20 protein-coding genes are annotated in these 23573 nt (G+C 74.2%); 12 read left to right on the top strand and 8 right to left on the bottom strand.

The features are described from left to right. Nucleotides 1-29: 29 nt before the first annotated feature. The 3 genes from ACIP93_RS18095 to ACIP93_RS18085 all read left to right on the top strand — a co-directional run bounded on the left by ACIP93_RS18095 (nt 30) and on the right by ACIP93_RS18085 (nt 2967). Nucleotides 30-1277, top strand: coding sequence for a hypothetical protein (locus tag ACIP93_RS18095; protein ID WP_401760026.1), 1248 nt, complete (start codon nt 30-32; stop codon nt 1275-1277). After that, a complete protein-coding gene (locus tag ACIP93_RS18090; protein WP_401760023.1) occupies nt 1261-2040 on the top strand; it encodes a hypothetical protein in 780 nt (259 codons plus the stop codon). The genes ACIP93_RS18095 and ACIP93_RS18090 overlap by 17 nt, the downstream gene beginning before the upstream one ends. A gap of 357 nt (nt 2041-2397) precedes the next feature. Next, nucleotides 2398-2967, top strand: coding sequence for an O-methyltransferase (locus tag ACIP93_RS18085; protein WP_401760020.1), 570 nt, complete (start codon nt 2398-2400; stop codon nt 2965-2967). A 53-nt stretch (nt 2968-3020) separates the two neighbouring features. Here the strand turns inward: ACIP93_RS18085 and ACIP93_RS18080 are convergent, their stop codons facing one another. The 3 genes from ACIP93_RS18080 to ACIP93_RS18070 all read right to left on the bottom strand — a co-directional run bounded on the left by ACIP93_RS18080 (nt 3021) and on the right by ACIP93_RS18070 (nt 4960). Further along, nucleotides 3021-3608, bottom strand: a complete 588-nt coding sequence (locus tag ACIP93_RS18080; protein ID WP_401760017.1) for a hypothetical protein — start codon at nt 3606-3608, stop codon at nt 3021-3023. 101 nt (nt 3609-3709) lie between these two features. Continuing rightward, a complete protein-coding gene (locus tag ACIP93_RS18075; protein WP_345219558.1) occupies nt 3710-4147 on the bottom strand; it encodes a VOC family protein in 438 nt (145 codons plus the stop codon). 9 nt (nt 4148-4156) lie between these two features. After that, entirely contained in the window at nt 4157-4960 is an 804-nt protein-coding gene (locus ACIP93_RS18070; RefSeq protein WP_401760014.1) for an alpha/beta fold hydrolase, read from the bottom strand. A 161-nt stretch (nt 4961-5121) separates the two neighbouring features. On the opposite strand from ACIP93_RS18070, the gene ACIP93_RS18065 reads away from it, so the two are divergent. Continuing rightward, a complete protein-coding gene (locus ACIP93_RS18065; RefSeq protein WP_401760011.1) occupies nt 5122-5997 on the top strand; it encodes a PhzF family phenazine biosynthesis protein in 876 nt (291 codons plus the stop codon). Between the two features lie 50 nt (nt 5998-6047). Here ACIP93_RS18065 and ACIP93_RS18060 read toward each other — a convergent pair whose 3' ends face one another. From ACIP93_RS18060 to ACIP93_RS18040, 5 genes are all read right to left on the bottom strand, one after another. After that, nucleotides 6048-8399 carry a phosphoketolase gene (locus ACIP93_RS18060; RefSeq protein WP_401760008.1) on the bottom strand — a complete coding sequence of 784 codons (2352 nt, stop codon included), beginning with the start codon at nt 8397-8399 and terminating at the stop codon, nt 6048-6050. Between the two features lie 275 nt (nt 8400-8674). Then, the gene (locus ACIP93_RS18055; protein ID WP_401760005.1) at nt 8675-9646 is read right to left on the bottom strand and encodes a phosphotransferase; all 972 of its coding nucleotides are present in this window, start codon (nt 9644-9646) and stop codon (nt 8675-8677) included. Nucleotides 9647-9652: 6 nt separating this feature from the next. After that, nucleotides 9653-10600 carry an SGNH/GDSL hydrolase family protein gene (locus ACIP93_RS18050; protein ID WP_401760003.1) on the bottom strand — a complete coding sequence of 316 codons (948 nt, stop codon included), beginning with the start codon at nt 10598-10600 and terminating at the stop codon, nt 9653-9655. Nucleotides 10601-10604: 4 nt separating this feature from the next. Next, nucleotides 10605-11957 carry a helix-turn-helix domain-containing protein gene (locus tag ACIP93_RS18045; protein ID WP_345219552.1) on the bottom strand — a complete coding sequence of 451 codons (1353 nt, stop codon included), beginning with the start codon at nt 11955-11957 and terminating at the stop codon, nt 10605-10607. Next, the gene (locus ACIP93_RS18040) at nt 11954-12106 is read right to left on the bottom strand and encodes a hypothetical protein (protein ID WP_345219551.1); all 153 of its coding nucleotides are present in this window, start codon (nt 12104-12106) and stop codon (nt 11954-11956) included. The genes ACIP93_RS18045 and ACIP93_RS18040 overlap by 4 nt, the downstream gene beginning before the upstream one ends. Nucleotides 12107-12301: 195 nt before the next feature. Here ACIP93_RS18040 and ACIP93_RS18035 point away from each other — a divergent pair, with 195 nt between their 5' ends. The 8 genes from ACIP93_RS18035 (at nt 12302) to ACIP93_RS18000 (ending at nt 23555) form a co-directional block, all read left to right on the top strand. Next, complete coding sequence (locus ACIP93_RS18035; protein ID WP_345219550.1) at nt 12302-13255, top strand: DUF3068 domain-containing protein; 954 nt, start codon at nt 12302-12304, stop codon at nt 13253-13255. 340 nt (nt 13256-13595) lie between these two features. After that, on the top strand, nt 13596-14804 hold the full coding sequence (locus ACIP93_RS18030; RefSeq protein WP_401759998.1) for a glycosyltransferase family 4 protein: 1209 nt from the start codon (nt 13596-13598) through the stop codon (nt 14802-14804). Then, nucleotides 14801-15559 carry a class I SAM-dependent methyltransferase gene (locus tag ACIP93_RS18025; protein ID WP_345219548.1) on the top strand — a complete coding sequence of 253 codons (759 nt, stop codon included), beginning with the start codon at nt 14801-14803 and terminating at the stop codon, nt 15557-15559. Before ACIP93_RS18030 ends, ACIP93_RS18025 begins: the two co-directional genes overlap by 4 nt. Beyond that, nucleotides 15556-19731, top strand: a complete 4176-nt coding sequence (locus ACIP93_RS18020) for an alpha-(1->3)-arabinofuranosyltransferase family protein (RefSeq protein ID WP_401760607.1) — start codon at nt 15556-15558, stop codon at nt 19729-19731. Before ACIP93_RS18025 ends, ACIP93_RS18020 begins: the two co-directional genes overlap by 4 nt. A gap of 526 nt (nt 19732-20257) precedes the next feature. Beyond that, the gene (locus ACIP93_RS18015) at nt 20258-21541 is read left to right on the top strand and encodes a condensation protein (RefSeq protein ID WP_401759995.1); all 1284 of its coding nucleotides are present in this window, start codon (nt 20258-20260) and stop codon (nt 21539-21541) included. A gap of 70 nt (nt 21542-21611) precedes the next feature. Then, the gene (locus ACIP93_RS18010) at nt 21612-22439 is read left to right on the top strand and encodes a methyltransferase domain-containing protein (RefSeq protein ID WP_401759992.1); all 828 of its coding nucleotides are present in this window, start codon (nt 21612-21614) and stop codon (nt 22437-22439) included. After that, a complete protein-coding gene (locus tag ACIP93_RS18005; RefSeq protein ID WP_380837949.1) occupies nt 22439-23368 on the top strand; it encodes a hypothetical protein in 930 nt (309 codons plus the stop codon). The genes ACIP93_RS18010 and ACIP93_RS18005 overlap by 1 nt, the downstream gene beginning before the upstream one ends. Then, complete coding sequence (locus ACIP93_RS18000; RefSeq protein WP_345219545.1) at nt 23355-23555, top strand: Trm112 family protein; 201 nt, start codon at nt 23355-23357, stop codon at nt 23553-23555. Before ACIP93_RS18005 ends, ACIP93_RS18000 begins: the two co-directional genes overlap by 14 nt. Nucleotides 23556-23573 lie beyond the last annotated feature (18 nt).

Genomic DNA, 23573 nt, shown 5'->3' with positions numbered 1-23573 from the left:
TGTCCACGGGGAACGGCAGGTGCCGCGCGATGCGTACGACAGAGGCGATCCGTACAACAGGGGCGACGGAAGCACGCGTTGACGACGCCGGCCATGTCCTGATCGCCCCTTCGGCGCTCCATGACCACCCGTTGCTGCGGGACTTCTTCGGAGCCCGCGTCGCACCGGAAGACCTCTCCCCGGGTTCTGCGGACCTCGCGGGGCGGACCGTGTACGCGTGCGGCGACGTTTCCGTTCTCGACGCGGCCCAACTCCGTTCCGCAGCCCGGGTGTTCGTCGTACGGGGCCTTTCGCACGGTGACGACGAAGCCCCCAGCGGCCCCTGGCCCGTCGTCGGCGTCGGCCGGGTCCCCACGCGCGTGCACGGCGCGGGCGTCTACTACCGCCGCTACTTCAGCCCCGACGACGGCCACTTCGGGCGCATCAGCTCGGAGCACGCCTTCCAGTCCCTGACGGAATCCACCAAGCCCGGAACGGCCCACCGCAGCGGAATCTATCTGACGCCCGTCACGCGCGCCGGCGACGCACTGCATTTCCGCCTGCTCCGCTGCTCCACCAACCTCTCGGGCCCGACCGAGAATTTCCGCCGCACCGACACGGAAATCGTCGCGGCCCTCAACCGCGAGGCCGAGTCCGTGTTCCGCCGGCACGCCCCGCTCAATCACGTCCTGGCGCAGATCTACCACAACACCGTCGCCACGACCGGGCGCAAGCAGTCCAAGGCCAGGATCTCGGCGCACGCCGACAAGACCAAGGACATGCCGGCCAACGGCGTCATGGCCTTCTGCACCTTCTACGACGGCCTGGACAAGCTGCGGCCCCTGGCCGACGACCCCTTCGACCTCGGGGTGAAGAGCACCAGCGGCCTGACCCGGCTCCGCTTCCGCCGCAAGGACCCGCTCACGGCACGCGACGAGGCCGTGTTCCCGGCGCAGTTCACCGTGACGCTCCACCCCGGCTCCGTCTTCCTGATGCCTCTGTCCACCAACCGCCTCTACACGCACGAGATCCGGCCGTCGTCGCTCGACGCCGAGCTGCTGCCGACCCGCCTGGGCTACGTGGTGCGCTGCTCCGCCACCGAAGCCGTGCACAGGAACGGCGAGACCCATCTCAAGCGGGGCGACTCCCTGGCGCGGCTGGGGCCGCCCACCGAGGAGGGCATGAGGGAATTGCGCAGGCTGTACGCCGAGGAGAACAAGACCTCCTCCCCCGTCGACTACGGCGACGCGTTCCTCTTCAGCATGAACACGGGAGATTACCTTGCCCCCCGCCTCTGATCCCGCGAACGCGTTCACCTCGTGGGCACTGCCGGGCGGCGACGACCTCTTCGCGGAACTGTCCGCTTCGGTGACCTGGGAGGAGCTGGGGAAGGGCCGCCGAGGCGCCGTGCTGACCAAGGTGGACGAGGCGGGCGGGGTGCCCCTCGTACGCACCACGAGCCGCTACCGCAATCCGGCCCAGCGTTTCCTGCCGCTGCACGCACGGCTGGCACAGCGCATTCAGGAGCAGGCCGCGCTGCCGGTCGCCTTCAACAACGCCCTGGCCGAGCACTACACCGACGCCTACCGGACGATGGGCAGCCATTCCGACCAGGCTCTCGACCTGGCCGACGATTCCTTCATCGCTGTCTATTCCTGCTACCAGTACCCCGCATCGGGCTCGTCGAGGAAACTGGTCGTCGAATCGAAGGAGTCCGCCGGCGCCACGGTCGACCTGCCTCTCACCCACCACGGATTCGTCCTGTTCTCGGTCGCGTCGAACCGGCGTCACAGGCACAGAATCGTGCTGGACACCTCCGCCGCGGCACCGGAGAACCCGTGGCTGGGCCTCACCTTCCGCACGTCGAAGACCCTCCTCCGCCATCGCGACGGGCAGGCCCACCTCCCCTGCGGCACCCGCCTCTCCGCGGCCGACGACGAACAGCGCCGCGAGTTCTACCGGCTACGACGCCGTGAGAACACGGAGACGGATTTCGACTACCCCGCGCTGACCTGCACGATCAGCGAGAGCGACCTCGTGCCGCCGACCGGGAGCGGCTAGAGCTCTGGTACGGGGCGGGGTGATCCGTACCTCGCCGCACAGCCGCCGTCCTCCGGTCCCGCCCAGGAACCTCCGCGCGCCCCGGCGAGAGAGGCCGGAGGCCGTACGCTCAGGCGTGTCGGGCGAGTTCGGCCGCGGACACGAGCAGGATCGCGGCCGGCGCCGGGACGAGGACCAGGTCCGGGATCACGCCGAGGAGCAGTCCGCCCACGAAGGAGACGAGCGAGAAGCCGCTGCCCGGCCGTGCGGCGGGTCGCGGTACGTCGTTGCCGTATCCGGTGAAATGCAGGAAGGTGGCGGCTGCACCGGCCGAACGCCTCTGGGGGGAACATGTCCGTTTCGGGAACAGACGCCTACGTGGGGGAAGTCGGCCTGCCCGATCTCGTGGTGGCGGCCGTCGAGCTCGCCCGGCGGCTGGGTTTTCCGTCCTCGTGCCGCCTCCAACAGGGCCGTCTGCTGCACGCGTTGGCCGCCGGCGCCGCTCACAGCATCGGCGAGACCGGCACCGGATGCGGTGTCGGGCTGGCCTGGATGGTCGCGGCGCGGCGGCCCGGTGTGCGGGTCGTCAGCGTCGAGCGGGACGAACAGCGCGCCGAGGAGGCCGCGAAGCTGTTCGCGGGCGTCCCCGATGTGGAGATCCTCTGCGGCGACTGGACGCGTATCTACGAACGCGGCCCGTTCGACCTGCTCGTCACCGACGGCGGCGGCAACGGCAAGAAGACGCCGGCCGCGGATCCGCAGCGGCTGCTGCGCCCGGCGGGCACGGTCGTCATCGACGACTTCACGCCCCTGACGCAGTGGCCGCCGCTGATGGACGGCGAGCCGGACACGGCACGGCTGGCCTGGCTGGAGCACCCGGACCTGCTCGCCACCGAGGTACGCCTGGCACCGGACCTGTCGACGGTCATCGGCACCAGGCGGCCCTGAGCGGCCCCCGTCCCCCGGGCGGGTCCCGCCCGGGGGCGCCGAAGTCCCGGCCGTCAGCCGAAGACGTCCAGGGCGTCCGCCCACGAGCCCCCGTCGGACGTGCGGCGCGGCTGCGGCGGGCGCGGATCGGGGTAGGTCTCCGCGGCCGCCCTCGCGCGGACCACGTCCGGACCGCCGCAGGCCGCCACCGCGAAGGCGCCGAAGACCTCGGCGAAGGCGGCCGGGTCACGGAACTCCACGCCGAACGCCCGCCCGTCCCGCAACGGCACCCACACCACCCGGTCGTGACGCCGCCACTCCCGCACCGGCAGGCCGTCCAGCGTCGACCGCCCGTCCAGCCACAGCCGTGCCACGTGCAGCAGGTTCACCGTCTCCATCGGCAAGCGCCTGCGGCGCACCCGCAGTTCGCGTGTCGTCAGCAGGACCCGCTGGTCCTTCCTGGGGTACCAGGCGACGCCGATCCCGAACGGCACCCACAGCACGACCCCGATCAGCGGCCAGACCAGGGCGTCGCCCCAGGTCCGCAGCAGCCCGCCGTCCAGCAGGGCCGGAGCCCCGAAGACCACGGCCCACTTCGCCGTCATCCGCCAGAATCCACTGCCCTGCCGGTACAGGACCCGCCGCTTCCCCGAGATCGCCATGCCCGCACGCTATACGCCGCCCCTCGGTCCGCCCGGTCCGGCCCGGCCTCGGCCGGGTGCCGCGCGAGGGCCCCGGCGCGGCGGAGGACGTCAGCTCTTCTTCAGCTCTTCCTCAGCTCCTCGGCGAGCATCACCAGGATGCCGGAGGGGCCGCGCAGGTAGGTCAGCCGGTAGACGTCCTCGTACGTCGCCACCCCGCGCAGCGGACGGCATCCGTGCTTCGCGGCGGTCTCCAGGGCCGCGTCCAGGTCGTCGACGGAGAAGGCGACGCGGTGCATGCCGATCTCGTTGGGGAGCGTCGGCGCGGTCTCGATCGCCTCGGGGTGGAGGTACTCGAAGAGCTCCAGGCAGCCGTTCCCGTCGGGTGTGCGGAGCATCGCGATCTTGGCGTGGTTGCCGTCGAGGCCCACGGCGGTGTCGGTCCACGCGCCGCTGACGGTGTCCCGGCCGACGACCGTGAGGCCGAGGTCAACGAAGAAGGCGACGGCTGCTTCGAGGTCGCGGACGGCGATGCCGACGTTCTCCAGTTTGATGCCCATGCCCGCAGGTTACCCAGTCGCCCCCCGCCGGTTCAGGAACTCCGTGATGCGGTCCAGCCAGACATCGGGGTTCTCCGCGAACGGGAGGTGCCCGGTGGGCAGTTCGGCGAATTCGGCGGCGGGGATCGCGGCGGCCGTCGCGCGGTGCAGGTCGGGGGAGACGAGGAGGTCCTCCGTCGTGGAGAGGACGAGGGTCGGCACGGAGACGCGGGCGAGGTCTTCGCGTACGTCGATACGGGTGACGAGGTCGGCGTGGTCGGCCGAGCCGGGCGGCAGGGTCCGGGCCGTCTCCCGTACCACGGCGTCGATTTCGTCCTCGGAGAGCGCCTCCAGGGCCGAGGCGCCCAGGGCCAGCGGCACGAGGAACCGCGCCAGTTCGACGTGCGCCCCGGACGCGTGGAGGTCGCGCCAGAGTTCGGCGTGCAGCCGCAGGCGGGCGGAGGGCCGGGCCACCGGGGCGGTCAGCACGAGGGCTGTGACGCGCTCCGGGTGGCGGACCGCGGCCCGGACCGCGACGGCGGTGCCCAGGGAGTAGCCGAGGACGGCGAAGGTGTCCAGGCCCTCGGCGGTGGCGGCGGACACGAGCTGGTCGGCGAGGTCGTCCAGGAGGAGCGGCCGGGTGGAGCGGGGGGTGTCGCCGGTGCCGGGGTAGTCGACGCCGACGACGCGGTGCTCCGCGGCGAGCCGGTCGAGGAGCGGCCCGTAGTTGGCCTCGACGCCGCCGCCGGCGCCGTGCGCGAGCAGCAGCCCCGGGCCCGTGCGGCCGCGCACGGTACGGGCGAAGGCGGGCGCGGGCAGGGCGAGTTCGGGCATCGGGGTCCCCCAGGAGTTCTGTAGCGGTCGTTACGGATGTGACCGTAGCATATTGTGTAGTGGTCGATACAGAAAGAGCGGACAGGGCCGATGGCCGCCGCCGGGAAGACCGGGCCGCCCCCGCGCGTTCCCCCTCCGTCCCCGCACGAGAGGCTTCACCCATGACGCAGCAGACCACTCCCCCGGCCCTGCCCTCCGACGTGCTCCACTACACGGCCTTCTCCACCGACCCCGGGGGCGGCAACCGGGCCGGGGTCGTGCTCGACGCCTCCGCGCTCGACGACGGCGACATGATGGCGATCGCCGCCGGGCTCGGGTACTCGGAGTCCGCGTTCGTGACCCCGGCGCCCGACGCGGACCGCGAACGCGCCTTCCGCCTCCGCTTCTTCAGCCCCGAGGCGGAGGTCGACTTCTGCGGTCACGCCACCGTCGCCACCGCGGTGGCCCTGGGCGAGCGGCTCGGCGCGGGCGACTACGACTTCCTCACGAACGCCGGGCACGTGCCGATCACGGTCACCGCCTCGCCGGCCGGGCTGAAGGCCACGCTGACCAGCGTGCCGCCCCGGGTGCACGACGCCGATCCGCAGGACGTGGCCGAGGCGCTCGCCGCGCTCGGCTGGCGGGAGGGCGAACTGGACGCCGCGCTGCCGCCGCGGATCGCCTACGCGGGGGTCCGCCACCTCGTCCTCGCCGCGGCGACCCGCGAGCGGCTGGCCGACCTGGACTACGACTTCGACCGGCTGCTGGCCCTGATGCGCGCCCTGGACCTGACCACGGTCCAGTTGGTGTGGCGCGAGTCGCCGACCGTCTTCCACGTGCGCGACCCGTTCCCCGTCGGGGGCGTGGTGGAGGACGCGGCGACGGGCGCGGCAGCGGCGGCCTTCGGCGCGTACGCCCGCGAACTCGGCCTCGTACCGGCGCAGGCGGCGCTGACCCTGCACCAGGGGCACGACCTGGGCAGCCCCTCCCTGCTGGAGGTGGAACTGCGCGACGGCCAACCGGGGGTGCGGGTGACGGGCGCGGCCGTACGGGTCTGAGCCGGCCCCGCCGGTGGGCGGGGCCGGGCGGCAGGAGGGACGGCGGCGGGTCAGCCGGTCCAGGTCCAGTCGGCGACCTCGGGGAGGTCGAGGCCGTGGGCGCGGACCCAGTCGTGGTGGCGGGTCCGCACGTCGGCCATGGCCTGGCGGACGGCGGCGGCGCGGACCCCGAGGCCCGGAACCCGGTCGATGACGTCCATGACCAGGCGGTACCGGTCGAGATCGTTGCGCACCACCATGTCGAAGGGGGTCGTGGTGGTGCCGGACTCCTTGTAGCCGCGTACGTGCAGCTGGGCGTGGCCGGTGCGGCGGTAGGCGAGGCGGTGGATCAGCCACGGGTAGCCGTGGTACGCGAAGACCACCGGCCGGTCGGGGGTGAACAGGGCGTCGTACTCGGGGTCGGTCATCCCGTGCGGGTGCTCCTCACGGGGCAGCAGCCGGGCCATGTCGACGACGTTCACGACGCGCACCGACAGGTCGGGCAGGTGCTCGCGGAGCAACTGGGCGGCGGCCAGCACCTCGTGGGTGGGCACGTCGCCCGCGCAGGCCAGCACCACCTCGGGGCCCTTCGCCGGGTCCTCGGTGCCGGCCCACTCCCAGATGCCCGCGCCCCGGGCGCAGTGCGTACGGGCGTCGTCGAGGGAGAGCCAGTCGAAGGTGGGCTGCTTGCCCGCGACGACGACGTTGACGCAGTCGCGGCTGCGCAGGACGTGGTCGGCGGTGGCCAGGAGGGTGTTGGCGTCCGGCGGGAAGTAGACGCGGACGACCTCGGGGCTCTTGTTGAGGACGTGGTCGACGAAGCCGGGGTCCTGGTGGGAGAACCCGTTGTGGTCCTGCCGCCAGACGTGCGAGGTGAGCAGGTAGTTGAGGGAGGGCACGGGGGCCCGCCAGGGCAGCGTGCGGGAGGTCTTCAGCCACTTGATGTGCTGGTTGACCATGGAGTCCACGATGTGGACGAAGGCCTCGTAGCAGGAGAAGAGGCCGTGGCGGCCGGTGAGGTGGTAGCCCTCCAGCCAGCCCTGGCAGGTGTGTTCGGACAGGACCTCCATGACGCGGCCGTCGGTGGCGAGGTGTTCGTCGGTGGGCAGGGTCCCGGCCTGCCAGGCCTTGCCGGTGGCCTCGAAGAGCGCGCCGAGCCGGTTGGACTCGGTCTCGTCGGGGCCCACCACACGGAAGTCGCGGCGCTGCGCGGTGTCCCGCATGATCCGGGCGAGCAGGCCGCCCAGGACGCGGGTGGGCTCGTGGACGGCGGCGCCCGGCTTGTCGACGGGTACGCCGAAGTGCTCCAGCGGCGGCAGCGGCAGGTCCCGGGTGAGCAGGCCGCCGTTGGCGTGCGGGTTCGCCCCGAGCCTGCGCGTGCCCTCGGGCACGCAGGCGAGCACCCGCGCGGTGGGCCGTCCGTCGGTGTCGAACAGTTCCTGCGGACGGTAGGAGCGCAGCCATGCCTCCAACTGCCGCAGGTGGTCCGGGTTCTCGCGTACGGACGACAGGGGCACCTGGTGTGCGCGCCAGGTGCCTTCGACCGGCACGCCGTCCACTTCGGCGGGCCCGGTCCAGCCCTTGGGCGTACGGAGCACGATCATCGGCCGGCGGGTCCGCGCGCGCGTTCCCTTGGTGCGGGCGGCCTGCTGGTCCGCGGTGATCAGCTCCAGGGCCCGGTCCAGGGCGTCGGCCATCGCGGTGTGCACGCTGCGGGGGTCGTCTCCCGTGACGTGGATCGGGTCGTGTCCGTGACCGCGCAGCAGGGAGTCGAGTTCGTCCTCGGGGATGCGGGCGAGGACGGTCGGGTTGGCGATCTTGTAGCCGTTGAGGTGGAGGATCGGGAGGACCGCGCCGTCGTGGACGGGGTCGAGGAACCTGCTGGAGAGCCAGGACCCGGCGAGCGGCCCGGTCTCCGCCTCGCCGTCGCCGATCACGCAGGCGACGAGGAGGTCCGGGTTGTCGAAGGCGGCGCCGTAGGCGTGCGAGAGGGAGTAGCCGAGCTCGCCGCCCTCGTGGATCGAGCCGGGGGTCTCCGGCGCGACGTGGCTGGGCACGCCGCCGGGGAAGGAGAACTGCCGGAACAGCCGGCGCATGCCGTCGGCGTCCCGGCCGATCGTCGGGTACGTGTCGCTGTACGAGCCGTCCAGCCAGGAGTTGGCGAGCACGGCCGGACCGCCGTGCCCGGGACCCCATACGCACATCGCGTCCAGGTCGTGCTCCCGCACGAGGCGGTTGAGGTGGGTGTGCACGAGGTTGAGGCCGGGCGAGGTGCCCCAGTGGCCGAGGAGGCGCGGCTTGATGTGCTCGGGGCGCAGGGGTTCGGTGAGGAGGGGATTGTCGAGGAGGTAGATCTGGCCGGCGGCCAGGTAGTTGGCGGCGCGCCAGTGGGCGTCGAGGTCGGCGATGCGGTCGTGGGGCACGTCGGCTTCTCCGTCTTCGGGTGGAAGGGGCGGGGCTCGGTCGTACGGGTTCAAACGGCGCGCCGGGGTGCCCCGTGGGGCGGCGGGCGGTGGTGGCCGGCGGCTCCGTCCACCTCCACCATCAGTGATGCCGTCCGCGATGCGCGCACGCGACACCCCCTTCCCGGGCCGCCCCCGGCGGGGGCCCTGCCGCGGACCCTGCCGCACGCCGCCTCCGCGGAACGCTTCCCCGCGGGAGGCGGCCCCGGGGAGGCCGGATCCGGGCCCCGCCCGGCTCAGCGCCCGTCGGCGGCGAGGACCGCCCGCAGCCGCCGACGGCATTCGGCGACGAAGGCGGGGAAGGTCTTCCCGTAGTGGGCGATGCCGCTGACCCCCACCGCGACGGCCCAGGCGCGAGCGCGGGCCCAGGTCGCGTCGTCGAGGTCCACGGCGTTCCAGTACGCCTCGCGTGCCCGGGGCGGCAGGTCCCAAACGGCGGCGTGTTCGGCGTCCGGCAGCCCGACGGAGAGGCAACCGAAGTCGACGACGGCGTGCAGCCCGCCGTCCCGGACCAGGAGGTTGCTCGGCTTGAGGTCGCCGTGCAGCCAGCCGTGCGGCGCACGGGACCCGGGAAGCGCGAGCGCGCCGCGCCACAGCCGTTCGAGGGCGTCGAAGTCGAGCGGGCCGGCGTCGGGCGGGCCGGAGCCGGGTGCGCCGTCGTCCGGTGCGTCGGCGTCGAGGGCGTCCGCGTCGCCCGTGCCCGCCCGGCAGTCGTCGAAGCAGCCGCTGATCCACCGGTCGCAGGCCCGCAGACCGCCGCCCCGGTACCAGCGGAGGCCGCCGGTGCGCATGGCGCCCATGAGGTCGGTGCGGCGCAGGTCCCGGACGAACTCCGCCAGGTCGGCCCCGAAGGCGGCCCAGTCCCCGACGGTGTCCGGGCCCGCCTCCTCGCCGTCGATCCAGCGGTACAGGGACCAGGGCAGGGGGAAGGCGTCCGTGGGCGTCCCGGCGTGGACGGGCTCGGGGACGGGGCGCGGGAGACGGGGTGCCAGGCGGGGCAGCCAGGTGTGCTCCTTCTGCACGGAGCGCCCGGTGGCGGCGGTGCGCGGCAGCCGTACGAGAAGGCCGGCGCCCAGCCGGTACAGGGTGTTGTCGGTGCCCGCGCCCCCGGCGGACAACGGCAGGTCCGCCCACTGCGGGCACTGCTCCTTCAGCAGCGACCGGACCAGTGTCGCGTCCCGGGGGACCTCGTCCGCGTGCAGGGGCACGGCGGGTCAGTCCACGTGCCGGGCGACGGCGTCGGCGATGGCCCTGGTGTAGCGGGTGATGCCCGGGGAGGGGGTCGGGCACGGGCGTGGTGTCGTGGAGGTGGGGGCCAGGCAGAAGTGGAGGGGATCGTCCGTGCGGTGCAGGGCGGCGAGTCCGTTGCGGCAGGCGTCCGGGGTCTTGGTCTCGGCTGCGGTGCACGGGAGTTGGCGCCGCCAGACGTAGCGGGCGCCGGGGGCGCTGACGGCCTTGCCCGCGTCGGCGAGCGCGTCGCCGGAGGCCGCCGCCCGGGCCCGGTAGAGGTCGTTGACGCGGGGGATGCGGTCGGAGGAGAAGGCGTCGGGCCCCTGGAGGACCCAGAGGATCGTGGGGCGCGGGATGCCCGCGCGGCGGGCGGCGGAGGCGATCTGCCCGGTGAGGGCCTCGGCGTCCTGGGCGTACCGCTCGTAGTAACGGGCGCTGGACTGGGGGATGCCGTCCATGCAGGGGGTGTACCCCCAGGCGTTGCCCCAGAACTGGAGGACGACCACTCGCGGGCGGTGCGCGGCGACGAGCGCGGCCGCCTTGTCCCGGGCGGGCACCAGGGAGCGGACGGGGCGTCCGGTGAGGTAGTCGCAGAGGGTCGTGCCGGAGTACGGGGCGCTGTGCACGGTCGCCCGTCCGCCGGCGTCGACCTCGTCGGCGAGGGAGAGCTGGCTCTCCATGGCGAGGGAGTCGCCGAGGTAGAGGACGGTGGGGCGCTCGCCCCGGGGCCGTGGCGCGTCGGGCACGGACTGGGGTGCGGCGGCGCGCGTCCGGTCCGCCTCCGGGGTGGGGCGGGCCGCCGCCCTGGGGGCCGGGGGCGGCGGGGGATCCTCCTGCGGCGGCTCCGCGAAGAAGGCGCACCCGGTGGCGCACCACAGCAGGAGGAGGACCAGCGCGACGGCGCGGGGGCGCCGGGGGCGGCGGGGGCTCATTTCCTCAACCGCCCGTCGTGTCGTTGCGGTGCGGGGGCTCGGCCAGTTCGCCGCGCAGGCGCTGGGCGCGCAGCACCAGTTCGAGTTCGAAGCGGCGGTCCGGGTCGTCCACTTCGTCTCCCCACAGCTCCCGGATCTGCCGCATGCGGTAGCGGACCGTCTGCGGGTGCACCCCGAGGCGGGCCGCGACCTCCGGGGCGCCGCCCCTGATCTCCAGCCAGGCGAGCAGGGTCTCCGCCAGCCGGCGGCCCTGGGTGGGGCCGCAGTGCGCGAGGGGGGCCAGGCAGCGGGCCGACAGGTCGCCGATGAGCGCCTCGGGCGGCAGCAGGACCAGGGCCTGGGTGTGCTCCGTACAGGACAGGAGGCCGTCGGAGGGGAGCAGGCCGCGTTCCATGAGGCCGACGGCGGCGGTGGCCCAGCGCAGGGACGTGGCGGCTTCGCCCAGCGGGACGGAGGGGCCGAGGGCGCCCGTCCAGCCGGCCGTGGCGCGCTTCAACTGTTCGGTGCGGCCGACCTGTTGGGGGTCGGGGACTACCATCAAGGGTTGTTCGCTCTCCATGTCGAGGAGGACTTCGGGGCCGACGGCCGGGGCGACGCTCTCCCGGGAGGGGCGGATCAGCACGCCGACGGCCAGCCGGTCGGGGAGCGTCCAGCCGATGCGGGCGGCGTGCGCGGACAGTTCCGCGAGGGACTTCGTGGCGTCGGAGGCTCCGGCCGCCGACTCGTGCAGGATGGCCTGGGTCAACTTGCGTTGCAGGCGCAGCCGTTCGCCCGCCTGGCGGGCCGCCGCCTCCGCGTAGCCGCGCAGGGACTCGTCGACCAGGCCGTCCAGGAAGGCGAAGCCCGACTCGGCGAGTTCGTACATCGCGGGCGGCGGGATGGCGACCTGCTGGCCGATCTCGGCGAGGCGCCGCCAGGCGAGCCGCACGCCGAGGCGGTAGACCGCCTGGAGGGAGTTGAGGGACCTGCCCTGGAGTCCTTCGCCGCGGCCGAACTCCTGGAAGACCTCCAGGTCGAGGTGGGGGCGGCGGCCGTCCTGACGGACCAGGTGCCGGACGAAGTCCTCCAGGGCGCGGCGGATGCCGACGAGCGCCATGAGGTCGCCGTGTTCGTCGCGGATCAGCGGCATCCGGGGGTGCTCGCGGCAGATCTCGTCGAGGATCTCGCGGGCCAGGGCGGGCACTTCGGCGAGCGCCAGGTCGGCGAACTGCCGGATCTGGAGCGCGGGCACGTTGGCCCAGGCCGATTCGGACGGCGCGGCGCCGGGAGCCGGGGGGCCGCCCGCGGCGCCGGGTGACCGGGGGCCGCCCGTGGCGCCCGGGGCCGGGGGGCCGGTCGTGGTGCCGGTCGTCTTCATCGTCGCGGTGCCCCCGTCTCGTAGCTGACCAGAGGCACGTTGGGCTGCTCCGGGGTGGCATCGAGCAGGGCCACGATGCCGAACGCCGCGCCCACCGCGAGCGCGGCGGCGACGAGGGAGGTCAGGAGCGCTGAGATCAGTCTGGGCATGGTGGGAAACCTCTCCGACGCTGGTCCCCACCGGCGGCCTGACAGCAAGCCCACAGTCTCACGCGGCCCCGATGGGACGTCAAGGCCGCGCCCACGGGGGAATTGACAGCCCGTCAAGACCGCGCTTACGGTTCCCGGCCCATACGCACCGTGCACGTGTTCACCTCCGCCATGGCACCCCCTGGAGCGCCCCGTATGCGTCGCACCGCCTCTCCCCTGTCGCTGATCCTGCTCGGCACCGGCGTGTTTCTGCTGGTCCTGGCCCCGCTGTTGGTTTCGTACGTCAGTCCTCGCGCCAAGAAGAACCCGATCGACATCAGCACCACCACCGTGTTCACCGGCACGGGGAGTTACTTCGACACCAAGTCCCTGGAGCTCGCGCGCGACAAACCGCTCACGATCACCCGGCAGGTGCGCGGCGACGTCGCCGACAGCGTCCGCAGCGGGCGGGCCGTCTGGGACGTGTCGACGTCCATCGACACCGAGGAGACGCTGCCCGCGGCCGACACCACCGACTCGCTCCAGTGGACGCTGGAACGCTGGGTCACCGACCGCAGGACCAATGAGCCGGTGCACTGCTGCAAGGAGCAGCCCGTCTTCGACGGCGAGGCCTACCTGAAGTTCCCCTTCGATGTCGAGAAGCGCACCTACCGCTGGTGGGACGGCACGCTCGGCTCCACCGTCTCCCTCCGCTTCAGCGGTACGAAGAAGATCCAGGGGTACGAGGGCTACCGCTTCACCGGGACGGTGGCGCCGGCGAAGACGGGCACCCGGATGGTGCCGGGACGCCTGGTGGGACTGCCCGAGCGGGGCCAGGTCCTGGCCGAGGAGTGGTACGCCAACCACGGCGTGGAGCTGGTCGTGGACCGGCGCACGGGACGCATCGTGAACGCGATGATCGGCCCGCGCAAGACGCTGCGGGCCCCCGGCGGGAAGAAGGACGCGCTGGTGCTGCTGGACAGCCGACGGATGGAGTTCACCCCGGCCACCCAGCGCGCCCAGGTGGCGCAGGCGAGTGCGGACAGCGACAAGCTGCGGCTGGTGGGCGAGACGCTGCCGGTGGGCGGCGGCGCGGCGGGGATCGCGCTGGCGGGGTCGGGGCTGTTCCTGGTCGTACGGGGCCGCAGGGACACCCCGGACCAGGGCTGAGCCGTCCTCCGGCGGCCGGGAAGCGCCCCGCGGCAGGGCCGCGCGCGCTCCCGGCCGGGCCGTGGGACGCGGCCGACGTGCTCCTGGGGGGCCGAGGTCAGCAGCATGACCCCGCCGAATGGCTTACCGAGTGCGGGATGTGATGAGGCGTCAGCCGATATCCGTGCGGAATTTGTCACGCACGTGAGTAGCCGCCCCGCACCCGGTGGCGAAAACTGCCTAACCACCCCACCGCACACGCAACGCCGTACGTCCCCACCCGTCAACCACCGCCAGGCCGCCCGCGGCCGCTCATCGGTCAGTCATCGGTTCCGCACCCTCGACACGAGTTGGAGCCCGGATGCCCCAGCACGGACCCCCCACGCCGCCCCTCGCGGCGCCCCCCGCGCCCCGCACGTCCCTGCGGCCCCCACAGCCGCAGGAGCCAACGGTACAGCCCCGCCGCATCGTCTTCCTGTCCCGGCGGGACCTGGGCAACCCCGCCGCCGGCGGCTCCGAGCTCCTCGTCGACCGGCTGGCCGACGGACTCACCGCCCTCGGCCACGAGGTCACCCTGCTGTGCGGCGGCCCCACCGCCCGCCGCAACTACCGGGTCGTGTCGGCGGGCGGCGACCTCGGCCACTTCCTGCGCGCCCGCCGCACCTTCGAGAAGCACATCGGCGGCTGCGACCTGCTGGTCGAGGTCTGCAACGGCCTGCCCTACCTGACTCCGCTCTGGCACCGCGGCCCCAGTCTCTGCCTGGTCAACCACGTGCACACCGAGCTGTGGGGAATGCGCTTCCCCGGCCCCGCCGCCGGACTCGGCAGACGCCTGGAGCACTGGGCCCTGTCCGCCGCCCAGCGCGACAACCTCCTGGTCGCCGTCTCGCCGTCCACCGCGAACGCCCTCGGCGCACTCGGCGTGGACCGCGAGCGCATCCGCGTCGTGCACAACGGCGTCGAGAGCCCGCAGGTCCTCACCGCCCGCTCCCCCGAGCCGCTGTTCCTCGCGGTCGGCCGCCTGGTGGAGTACAAGCGCATCGACCTGCTGCTGCGCCTGTGGGAACGGGTGCGCCCGGTCACCGGGGGCAGGCTGGTCATCGTCGGCGACGGCCCCGAGCGCCGCCGGCTGGAGGCGATGGCGGGCCCCGGTGTCGTCTTCAAGGGATACGTCTCCGAGGCCGAGAAGCACGAACTGCTCTGCGCCTCCTGGCTGTTGCTGCACCCGTCGGCCGTCGAGGGCTGGGGCCTGGTGGTCACCGAGGCCGCCACCCGCGGCACCCCGTCCGTCGGTTTCGACGTGCCGGGGCTGCGGGACTCCGTCGAGGACGGGGTCACCGGCGTCCTGGCGCGCGGCGAGAGCTCGTTCGCCGCCGCCTGGTGCGCGCTCGCCCTGAGCGCCGAACGGCGCACCGCGATGGGACGGGCGGCGATGCGCCAGGCGGAGCGCTACCGCTGGTCGGGCACGGTGAGCGCGTTCCGCGCGGTGGCCGCCGAGGCCGTGGGCGCCGCCGTACCGCAGCCGAAGACGCCGGGGCCGGTGCCGGCCGGGGCGGTCGCCCTGCGATGAAGGACGCCAGCCGCACTCCGCCGCCGCTCCGGGACCCCTCCTTCCGGCGCTCCGCCGCACTCCTGCGGGCCTTCCTGAACGAGCAGGAGGACCCCGAGCACTGCTACACGCTGCTCGCGCGGGACGCCGCCGACCAGGTGCAGCGGTACGTGCCGCTCAAGGACCGGGTCGTGGTGGACGTCGGCGGGGGCACCGGGTACTTCGCCCGGGAGTTCCGGCGGCGGGGCGCGGAGACGTACCTCTTCGAACCGGACCCCCGGGCGCTGACGCCCGCCGGGCACCGGCCGCCGGAGGGCTCGGTGCTGGCCGACGGCTATCTGCTGCCGCTCGCCGACGGGGCCGCCGACGTCTGCTTCTCCTCCAACGTGCTGGAGCACGTCGCCGACCCGCAGACCTTCCTCAGCGAGATGGTGCGGGTGACCCGGCCCGGCGGGCTGATCTACGTGTCGTTCACCAACTGGTTCTCGCCGTGGGGCGGCCACGAGTGGGCGCCCTGGCACTACCTGGGCGCCGACCGGGGCCGCCGCCGCTTCGAGCGGCGCACCGGCCGCAGCGCCAAGCACACCGTCGGCGAGAACCTCTTCCCGATCCACGTCGGGACCACCCTGCGCCAGGTCAGGGAGCGGGAGGACGTCGCCGTCGTGTCGGCGCGCGCCCGCTACTGGCCGCTGCTGCCCTCGCTCCCTCCGCGGATCCCGGTCCTGCGGGAATTCGTCACCTGGAACCTCCTCCTCATCCTCCGGCGGTGTCCATGACCAGCACGCTCCAGGCTCCGCCCGGCCCGCCGTCGCACGCCGCGCCGGTGCCGGACGGGCGCGGCCCCGACGACGCGCCCCGCTCCCGCAAGTGGCTGCTGGGTTTCTGGGCGGTCGTCCTCGTGGCGTTCCTGGCGGTGTCGCCGGGGCGCATGACGTTCGAGACGAAGCTCGGCGTGGCCGCCGCCCCGTTCACCTTCCTCGCCGACCTGGGCGAGCTGTGGCACGCGCGGGCCGGGTTCGGCGGGATCTTCGACCAGTACATCGGTTACGCCTTCCCGATGCTGCCGTTCTACGCGCTGGCCGACCTGGTGCAGCTGCCGGTGTGGCTGGCGGAGCGTCTGTGGCTGTCGCTGGTGGTGTCGGTCGCGTTCTGGGGTGCGCTGCGCCTGGCGGAGCGGCTCGGGGTCGGCTCCGCGCGGAGCAGGCTGCTGGGCGCGGCCGTGTACGCACTGTGGCCGACGTACACGATCGTCATCGGCTCCACGTCGGCGGCGGCGCTGCCGGGGGCGTTCCTGCCCTGGGTGCTGCTGCCGCTCGTCAACCCGGCGCTCAGCGCCCGGAGTTCGGCGCTGCGCTCGGCACTGCTGATCCCGTTCATGGGCGGGGTGAACGCCGCCTCCACCCTCGCGGCGCTGCTGCCGGTGGGCCTGTACCTGCTGAGCCGCCCGGCCGGGCCGCGCCGCCGCACCCAGCTCCTGTGGTGGGTGCCGGGGGTGCTACTGGCCACCCTGTGGTGGGTGGTTCCGCTGCTGCTGCTGGGCATCCACGGCGAGAACTTCATGCCGTACGTCGAGCAGGCGAGCACCACCACCGACACCATGTCCGCCACCGAGCTGCTGCGCGGCGCGGGCAACTGGACGGCGTACCTGAACTTCGGCGAGCCGTGGCTGCCCGCCGGGTGGACGGTCGCGGCCTCCGTGCTCGCGATCCTCGGCTCGGCCTGCGCGGCGGCGATCGGGCTCGCGGGGCTCGCCCGGCGGGACGTGCCCGAGCGGCGCTGGCTGCTGCTGGTCGTGCTCTCGGTCGTCCTCATCACCCTTGCGGGGTACGGGGGTTCGCTGGGCGCGCTGTTCCCCGGCACGATGCAGGACTGGCTGAACGGGTGGCTGGTGCCGTTCCGCAACATCTACAAGTTCCAGTCGGGTCTGGCGCTCGCCCTGGTGCTCGGCCTGGTGCACGCCGTCGCGGTGGTCTCGGAGCGGCACGGAACCCGCCGGGTGCCCGGCCGCTCCCACCTGCCCGCGCTGGCGGCCCTGCTCGTCCTGCCGGGCCTGCTGCTGCCGTACGTGAACGGCAGCATCCTCCAGCCGGGAGCGTTCCGGAAGCTCCCCGACCACTGGGCGCAGACGGCCGCCTGGCTCAAGGAGCACTCCCGCGACACCCGGGCCCTGGTCACGCCGGCGACCGCGCACGGCATCCACACCTGGGGCTCCACCATCGACCAGCCGCTGGACGTGTTGGCCAAATCCCCGTGGGCGCAGCGGGACTTCGTGCCGTTCGGCACCCCCGGCAACCGGCGGGTGCTCGACGCGGTCGAGCAGTCCCTGATGTCCGGCGGCGAAGTCCCGGGCCTGGCCGCCTACTTGAACCGGGCCGGGCTGCACTACGTCGTCGTACGCAACGACCTCGACCCCGACCAGATCGGCTACGTGCCGCCGCAGACCGTGAAGCGCACCCTGGAGTCGTCCGGGTACCGGCGGGTGACCGGCTTCGGTCCGGTCCTCACCGGCGGGCGCATCCCCGACGACACGCCCGTGCAGGTCGAGGGCCTGTACCCGAGGCAGCAGGCGGTCGAGGTGTACGAGCCCCCGTCCGGCACCCGTGACCCGGGGCGGGCGGCGCTCAAGCCGGTGGCCGACACGATGACGCTGGCCGGCGGCCCCGAGTCCCTGCTGCGGCTGTCCGCCGACCCCTCACTGCGGGACCGGCCGGCCGTGCTGACCGGGGACAACGCCCCCGGACTCGGCGAGCCCCCGGTGCGGGCGGCGGGCGACGGGCTGCGCCGGGCGGACACCCGGTTCGGGCTGGTGAACACCAACACCTCGTACACGTACACCGAGAAGGAGCGCAATCAGCCGGGCAGCGCGCAGGACCCCGGCCGCGAACCCCGGCAGATCCTGCCCGACGACGATCCCCGCCGCCAGACGACCGCCGTGCTGCGGGGCGCGAAGTCGGTGACCGCGTCCAGCAGCGGGAACTGGCTGTTCCACCTCCCCCAGTACGACCCGGTGAACGCCTTCGACGGCAACCCGGAGACCGCCTGGGCGGAGGGCAGCGCGGCCCGGCCCGCGGGCCAGTGGCTGCGGGTCGACTTCAACGCCCCCGTGACCATGCCCGGGACGCTGCGCCTGACCCCGCTGCCCTCCGACGGGATGCGGGCCGCGCCGACGGTGGTCCGGGTGGAGACCGACCGGGGCGGCGCGACCAGCCCGCTCCAGCCGAACGGGCAGCCGCAGACCGTGGACGCCCCGCCCGGTGAGGCCAAGTGGCTGAAGATCACCATCGAGGAGGCCCAGCAGGGCCGCCCCGGCCTGATGGGCGCGGGCTTCAGCGCGGTGGACGTCCCCGGCGTGACGGTGACCCGGCTGCTGTCCCTCCCCAAGGACGCCGCGGACGACGGCACGGACCCGAACGTGCTCTCCCTGCACCGGGGCAGCGACCCCGGCGGGCTCTCCCCGGTCTCGGCGGAGGTGGGGCTGCACCGCCAGTTCACCACCCTGCGGGACGGGGCGTACTCGCTGAAGGCGAAGGCCCTGCCCGTTCCGGGCGAGGCCCTGGACGAGCTGCTCTACCGTCAGGCGCCGGACCAGCGGCGGCAGTTGCTGGTGAGCGCCGAATCCACGGCGAAGCTCGGCACCTCGCTGAGCCCCCGCAACCTCGTGGACGGCGACCTGAGCACCTCGTGGATCTCCGGCAACAAGGCCGTCCTGCACCTGCGGTGGCCGGAGAAGCGGCCCGTCGGGCAGATCGTCTTCGCGGCGGCGGGCGGCCTCTCCACCCGCCCCGAGCAGGTCGAGATCAGCTCCCCGGACGGCGCGGCGACGGCCGCCGTCGACCCCAACGGCCTGGCGAGCTTCCAGCCGATCACCACCGACCGGCTGGACATCACCCTCACCAAGGCGGCGCCGCTGACCATCCACAACCCGGTGGCGCAGGGCGAGCTGCAGCTCCCCATCGGACTGAGCGAGGTGTACGTCCCGGCCCTGGAGGACTACCGGGTGCCGCAGCCCGACCCCTCCCGCGCCTTCTCGCTCCCCTGCGGCCAGGGCCCGGTCCTGTCCGTCGACGGCACGCTGCACGCCACGAGCGCCCGTGGCACCCTGCGCGACCTCACCGAACGCCGCCCGATCGAGGTCTCGCTGTGCGCGGGCGAGCAGCGGGACGGCGTGGCCCAACTGGCCGCCGGTACGCACCGGTTGGAGGCGGGTGACACGGGTCCCCTCGCCATCACCGACCTGACGCTGACGCGGGGCGCGGTCTCCGCGCCCTCCGCCGACCGGCGCGCGCTGGACTTCAAGGACTGGTCGGGCGACGCGCGCGAGGTGAGGGTCGGGGCGGGCGCGGCCTCGTACCTGCAACTGCACGAGAACGCCAACCCCGGCTGGCGGGCCACCCTGAACGGCAAGGAGCTCAGCCCGGTCCGGCTGGACGGCTGGCAGCAGGGCTGGCTGGTGCCGGAGGGCGAGGGCGGCACGGTGCGCCTGGAGTTCGCCCCGGCGCGCTGGTACGTCGGCGGTCTCATCGCGGGCGGTGTCGCGCTGCTGGCGCTGGCGGGCCTGGTGCTGTGGACCCGGCGGGACGCCCGCGAGCCGGACGGGCCCGTGCCGGCGCCGCCCGCCCCCGGTGCCGTGCTCGGCCTGGCGGCGCTGACGGTGATCATGATCCTGGTGGCGGGGCCGCTGGCCCTGGCCGTGCCCGTCCTGGCACTCCTGGCCCGTTGGCGCCCGGCGCTGCTCCCGCTGGTCGCCCTGGCGGCGATGGCGGGCGCGGGAGTCGCGGCGGCCTGGGGCGCGGGAACGCCGGTGGCGGCCCAGGCGGGCGCCTTCGGCCCGCTGGCCCAGTCACTGGCCGTGGTGGGCGTGGTGGCGGCGGTGGTGACCCTGGGCTCCGCGGCGGCGCCGGACTCCGGAGGCACCCTGCGGTGGCCGTGGCGTCGGAGGGAGGGGTGACGGCGCGAGCACGCTCGCGGCGGGGGGACGTCCCGCACCGGCAGGCGGGGGTTCCGGCCCGGCGGGCGGGGGTTCCGGTCCGGCGGGAGGACGTCCCGCTCTGCCGGGCGGGGGTTCCGATCCGGCGGGCGGAGGTCCCGCGCCGCCGGGCGGGGGTTCCGGCCCGGCGGGGGGACGTCCCGCTCCGCCGAGCGGTGTCCGTCTGCTTCCGGCGGGCGGACGTCCCGCGCTGCCCGGCGGACGTTCTGGTCCGGCTCGCGGACGTCCCGCACCGCCGAGCGGTGTCCGTCTGCTTCCGGCGGGCGGACGTCCCGCGCTGCCCGGCGGACGTTCTGGTCCGGCTCGCGGACGTCCCGCACCGCCGGGCGGAGTCCGTCTGCCTCCGGCGCGCGGAGTCCCCCTGCTTACCGCGGATCGCGGCCCGGCGCCGCACCGTCCGCGCTGCCGCGGCCCGCGGCGTCGGGACGGCCACCGCTCACCCGTGCCCCCGGGCCCGGCCCCACGTCGATCACCCGAGGAGCCCGTGATGCGCGCCCCGAACTCCACCACGCCCTTCACCGTCGTCGACGAGATCACCCGGCACTGTCTCGACCCCGCCGAGCCCGAGACCGTGCACATCGAGGTGCACCTCCCCGAACCACCCGATCCGGAACGGCTGCGGAAGGCCTTCGTGCAGGCCCTGCGGCAGCATCCCCGCGTCCTGATGCGCGAGGCCCCCGGACCCTGGTACCGCCGCCGGTACGAGTGGGAGCTCACCGCGCACCCGGACACCACGGGCGTCGTCGTCCACCACTCCGACGCGTCGCCCGGCGTGCTGGAGGCGGCCAGGGCACGGGCGCTCACCCACGCCCCGCCGCTCTCGCTGTCGCCGCCGGTACGGCTGGAGATCATCGGGAACGTACTGCTGCTGGTCCTCAACCACACCGCCCTCGACGGGCCCGCCTGCCTGCGCGTCCTCGCCACCACCGCCGAGCTCTACGGGGGCCGCGACAACTCCCCCGCCGCCTCCGCCACGCCCGAGCGGCCCGAGCACCGCCCGCGGCAGCCGGTCCCGGGGACCGGGTTCGCCCCGGTGGCGCGGGTCGCCGCCGGACCGCACCGGGGCACCAAGGCCACGGGCAACGGCATGCTGGCCGTGGAGCTGCCGGTGCCCCGCCGGCCGTCCGGCGTCCTCTACACCGTCAACGACCAGTTGATGGTCGCCACCGCCCGCACCATCGCCGAGTGGAACGCCGAGCGGGGCGCGCCCCCGCGCCCGATGCGGATCACGATGCCGGTGGACGACCGCTCCCGGGGCATGGACATGCCCATCGGGAACGGCACCCGACTGGTGGAAGTCCCCTTCCTGCCCGAGGAATTGGCGCAAGCGGACACGCCGGGGCTGCTGATGCGGACCGCCGACCGCACGCGCGCGCTCAAGGCCCTCTCGCGGCCCCAGCTCGGCCACGGGGCGCGGCTGCTCACCGCACCGGTCGTCCCCGTCGCCCTGCGCGCCGCCGCCACCCGGCAGCTCCGGCGGGCCGTGGCGGCGTGGACGTCGACCACCCTGCTCAGCAACATCGGCCGGGTCCCCTACCCCCTGGACTTCGGCGACGGGGCGGGCCGGGCGAGCGCGGTGTGGTTCTCGGCGCCGGCCCGCATGCCGCGCGGGCTGACCGTGACCACCGCGGCCACCGCCGGCCGCCTGCACCTCTGTCTGCGCTGGTCGGGCGCGCTGCTGGGCCGGGCGGACGGCGAGCACCTGCGCGAACTCTTCGAGAAGCACCTCCAGTCGACCTCCGCGCTCGCCCCACCCGCCACCACCCCCTGAAACACCGTCCCCGCCACCGCCCGACGACGCACCTCCCCCGCCCCTTTGACCCCGAGGAGGGATCGCCGCCATGACGGCTCCCACCGCCGACCCGCACCTGCCCCGCGACGCCGCCCACGAGGAGCCGCGCGACGGACTGCGCGACTTCTACGAGAACCCCGCCGTGCCCGTCGCCTCCGGCGACCCGCGCAGCCGCCGCCAGGCCCTCATGCTCGCCGCCGCCCTCGCGGGCGCCCCCGGCGCCACCGTCCTCGACGTGGGCTGCGGCGACGGCACCGCCGCCGCGACGGCCGCCCCGCTCCTGCCCGGCCACCGGATCGTCGGGGTGGACTGGTCGCAGGACGCCCTGCGCAGGGCGTCCCGGCGGTTCGCCACCACCAAGGGCGAGTTGTCCGCCGTGCGCGGCCAACTCACCGACAGCGGACTGCCGTTCGCGACCGCGTCCGCCGACGCCGTCCTGTTCAGCGAGGTGATCGAGCACCTCGTGGACCCCGACAGCGCGCTCGACGAGATCCGCCGCGTCCTGAAGCCCGGCGGCCACCTCATGCTGTCCACCCCCAACCTCGCCGCCTGGTACAACAGGGCACTCCTGCTCGCCGGGGTCCAGCCGGTCTTCTCCGAGGTGAGTCTGCGCGGCATCCACGGCCGACCGGGCCGCGAGGTCGTCGGCCACCTGCGGCTCTACACCGCGCGCGCCCTGCGCGGCCTGCTCACCGCGTCCGGCTTCGAGGTCGTCCGCACGGCCGGCGCCCCCTTCCACGGGGTGCCCCGCCCGCTACGCGCCCTGGACCGGCTGGCCTGCGCCGCGCCGTCCGCCGCCTCGATCCTCCTCGTCCACGCACGCGTACCCGGACGACGCGCCGCCCCCGCTCCCGGCCGGGGGAGTCGAGAGCCGTGATGTGGTGGGGCGTGCTGGCGGCACTGTGCGCGAACGTCCTCTACAGCGGAGGCTTCGTCCTCCAGAAGCGCGCCCTGGGCGACCTGCCGGGCCTGGACGTGCACCGCCCGCTGCGCGCGGTGCGGCTGCTGCTGGGCAGTCTGCCGTGGGTGGGCGGGTCGCTGGCGCTCGCGGGCGGGTTCGCCGCGCAGTTGGTCGTCTACCGGACCCTGCCGATGACCGTCGCGCAGGCCCTGTTCATCTCGGGCCTGGTGCTGCTCCTGCTGCTGTCCTCGCGCACCCTGGGCGAACGCGTCTCGGTGCGCGAGCGGTACGCGATGGGCGCGGTGGTGCTCGCGCTGCTGATGGTGGTGCTGTCGCTGGACTCGGGCGGCGAGGACGTGGGCGCGTACTCGCCGCCCGCCCTGATCCTGCTGCTCAGCGGGGTGTCCATCGGCGCGGGCATCTGGGTGTACGTCGTCACCGACCGGCGCGACGCCGTCCGCACGCCGCCGGCCGACGGCGTCCCGCACCGGACCAGCGGTGTGCCGTACGGGGTGGCCGTCGGGCTCGTGTACGGGGTCAGCTCGCTGGCGATCAAGGGGCTCTCGGCGCTGTTCGACGCCGGGAACCTGCCCGGCACGGTCACCGCCGTGCTGACCTCCCCGTACCCCTATCTGCTGCTCGTGACCGGCGGCACCGGTCTCGTCCTGTCGCAGACCGCGCTCCAGCGCTGCCGGGCCTCGCTCGTGGTGCCGGTGTGCACCACCACGTCCTGCCTCTACACCGCCACGCTCGGCAGCCTCGCGTTCGGCGAGTCGCTGCCGGGCGAGCCGCTGCGGCTGGTGCTGCGGGTGGCGGGGGCGGCCCTGGCGGTCGCCGTCCTGCTGAGCCTTTCCTCGTACGAACAGCCCTCACCCGAAAAGGACCTCACCCGTGAACCCCACTGACCCGCTGCTGAAGATCCTGGCCTGCCCGATCGACAAGGGCCCCCTGTCCCTGGTCCCGGACGGGAGCGCCCTCTACAACCCGCGGCTGCACCGCCGGTACCCGATCGTGGACGGCGTCCCCCAGCTCCTGCCGTCCTCGGGCGAGCAGTTGGACGAGGGCGAACACCGCCGCCTCATGTCGTCCTGACGCGGGGCGGCGGGGCGC

The organism is Streptomyces sp. NPDC088745, assembly GCF_044751045.1.
GTDB classification, from domain to species: Bacteria; Actinomycetota; Actinomycetes; order Streptomycetales; family Streptomycetaceae; genus Streptomyces; species Streptomyces cremeus.
This window is presented reverse-complemented; position numbering and strand designations above follow the sequence as displayed.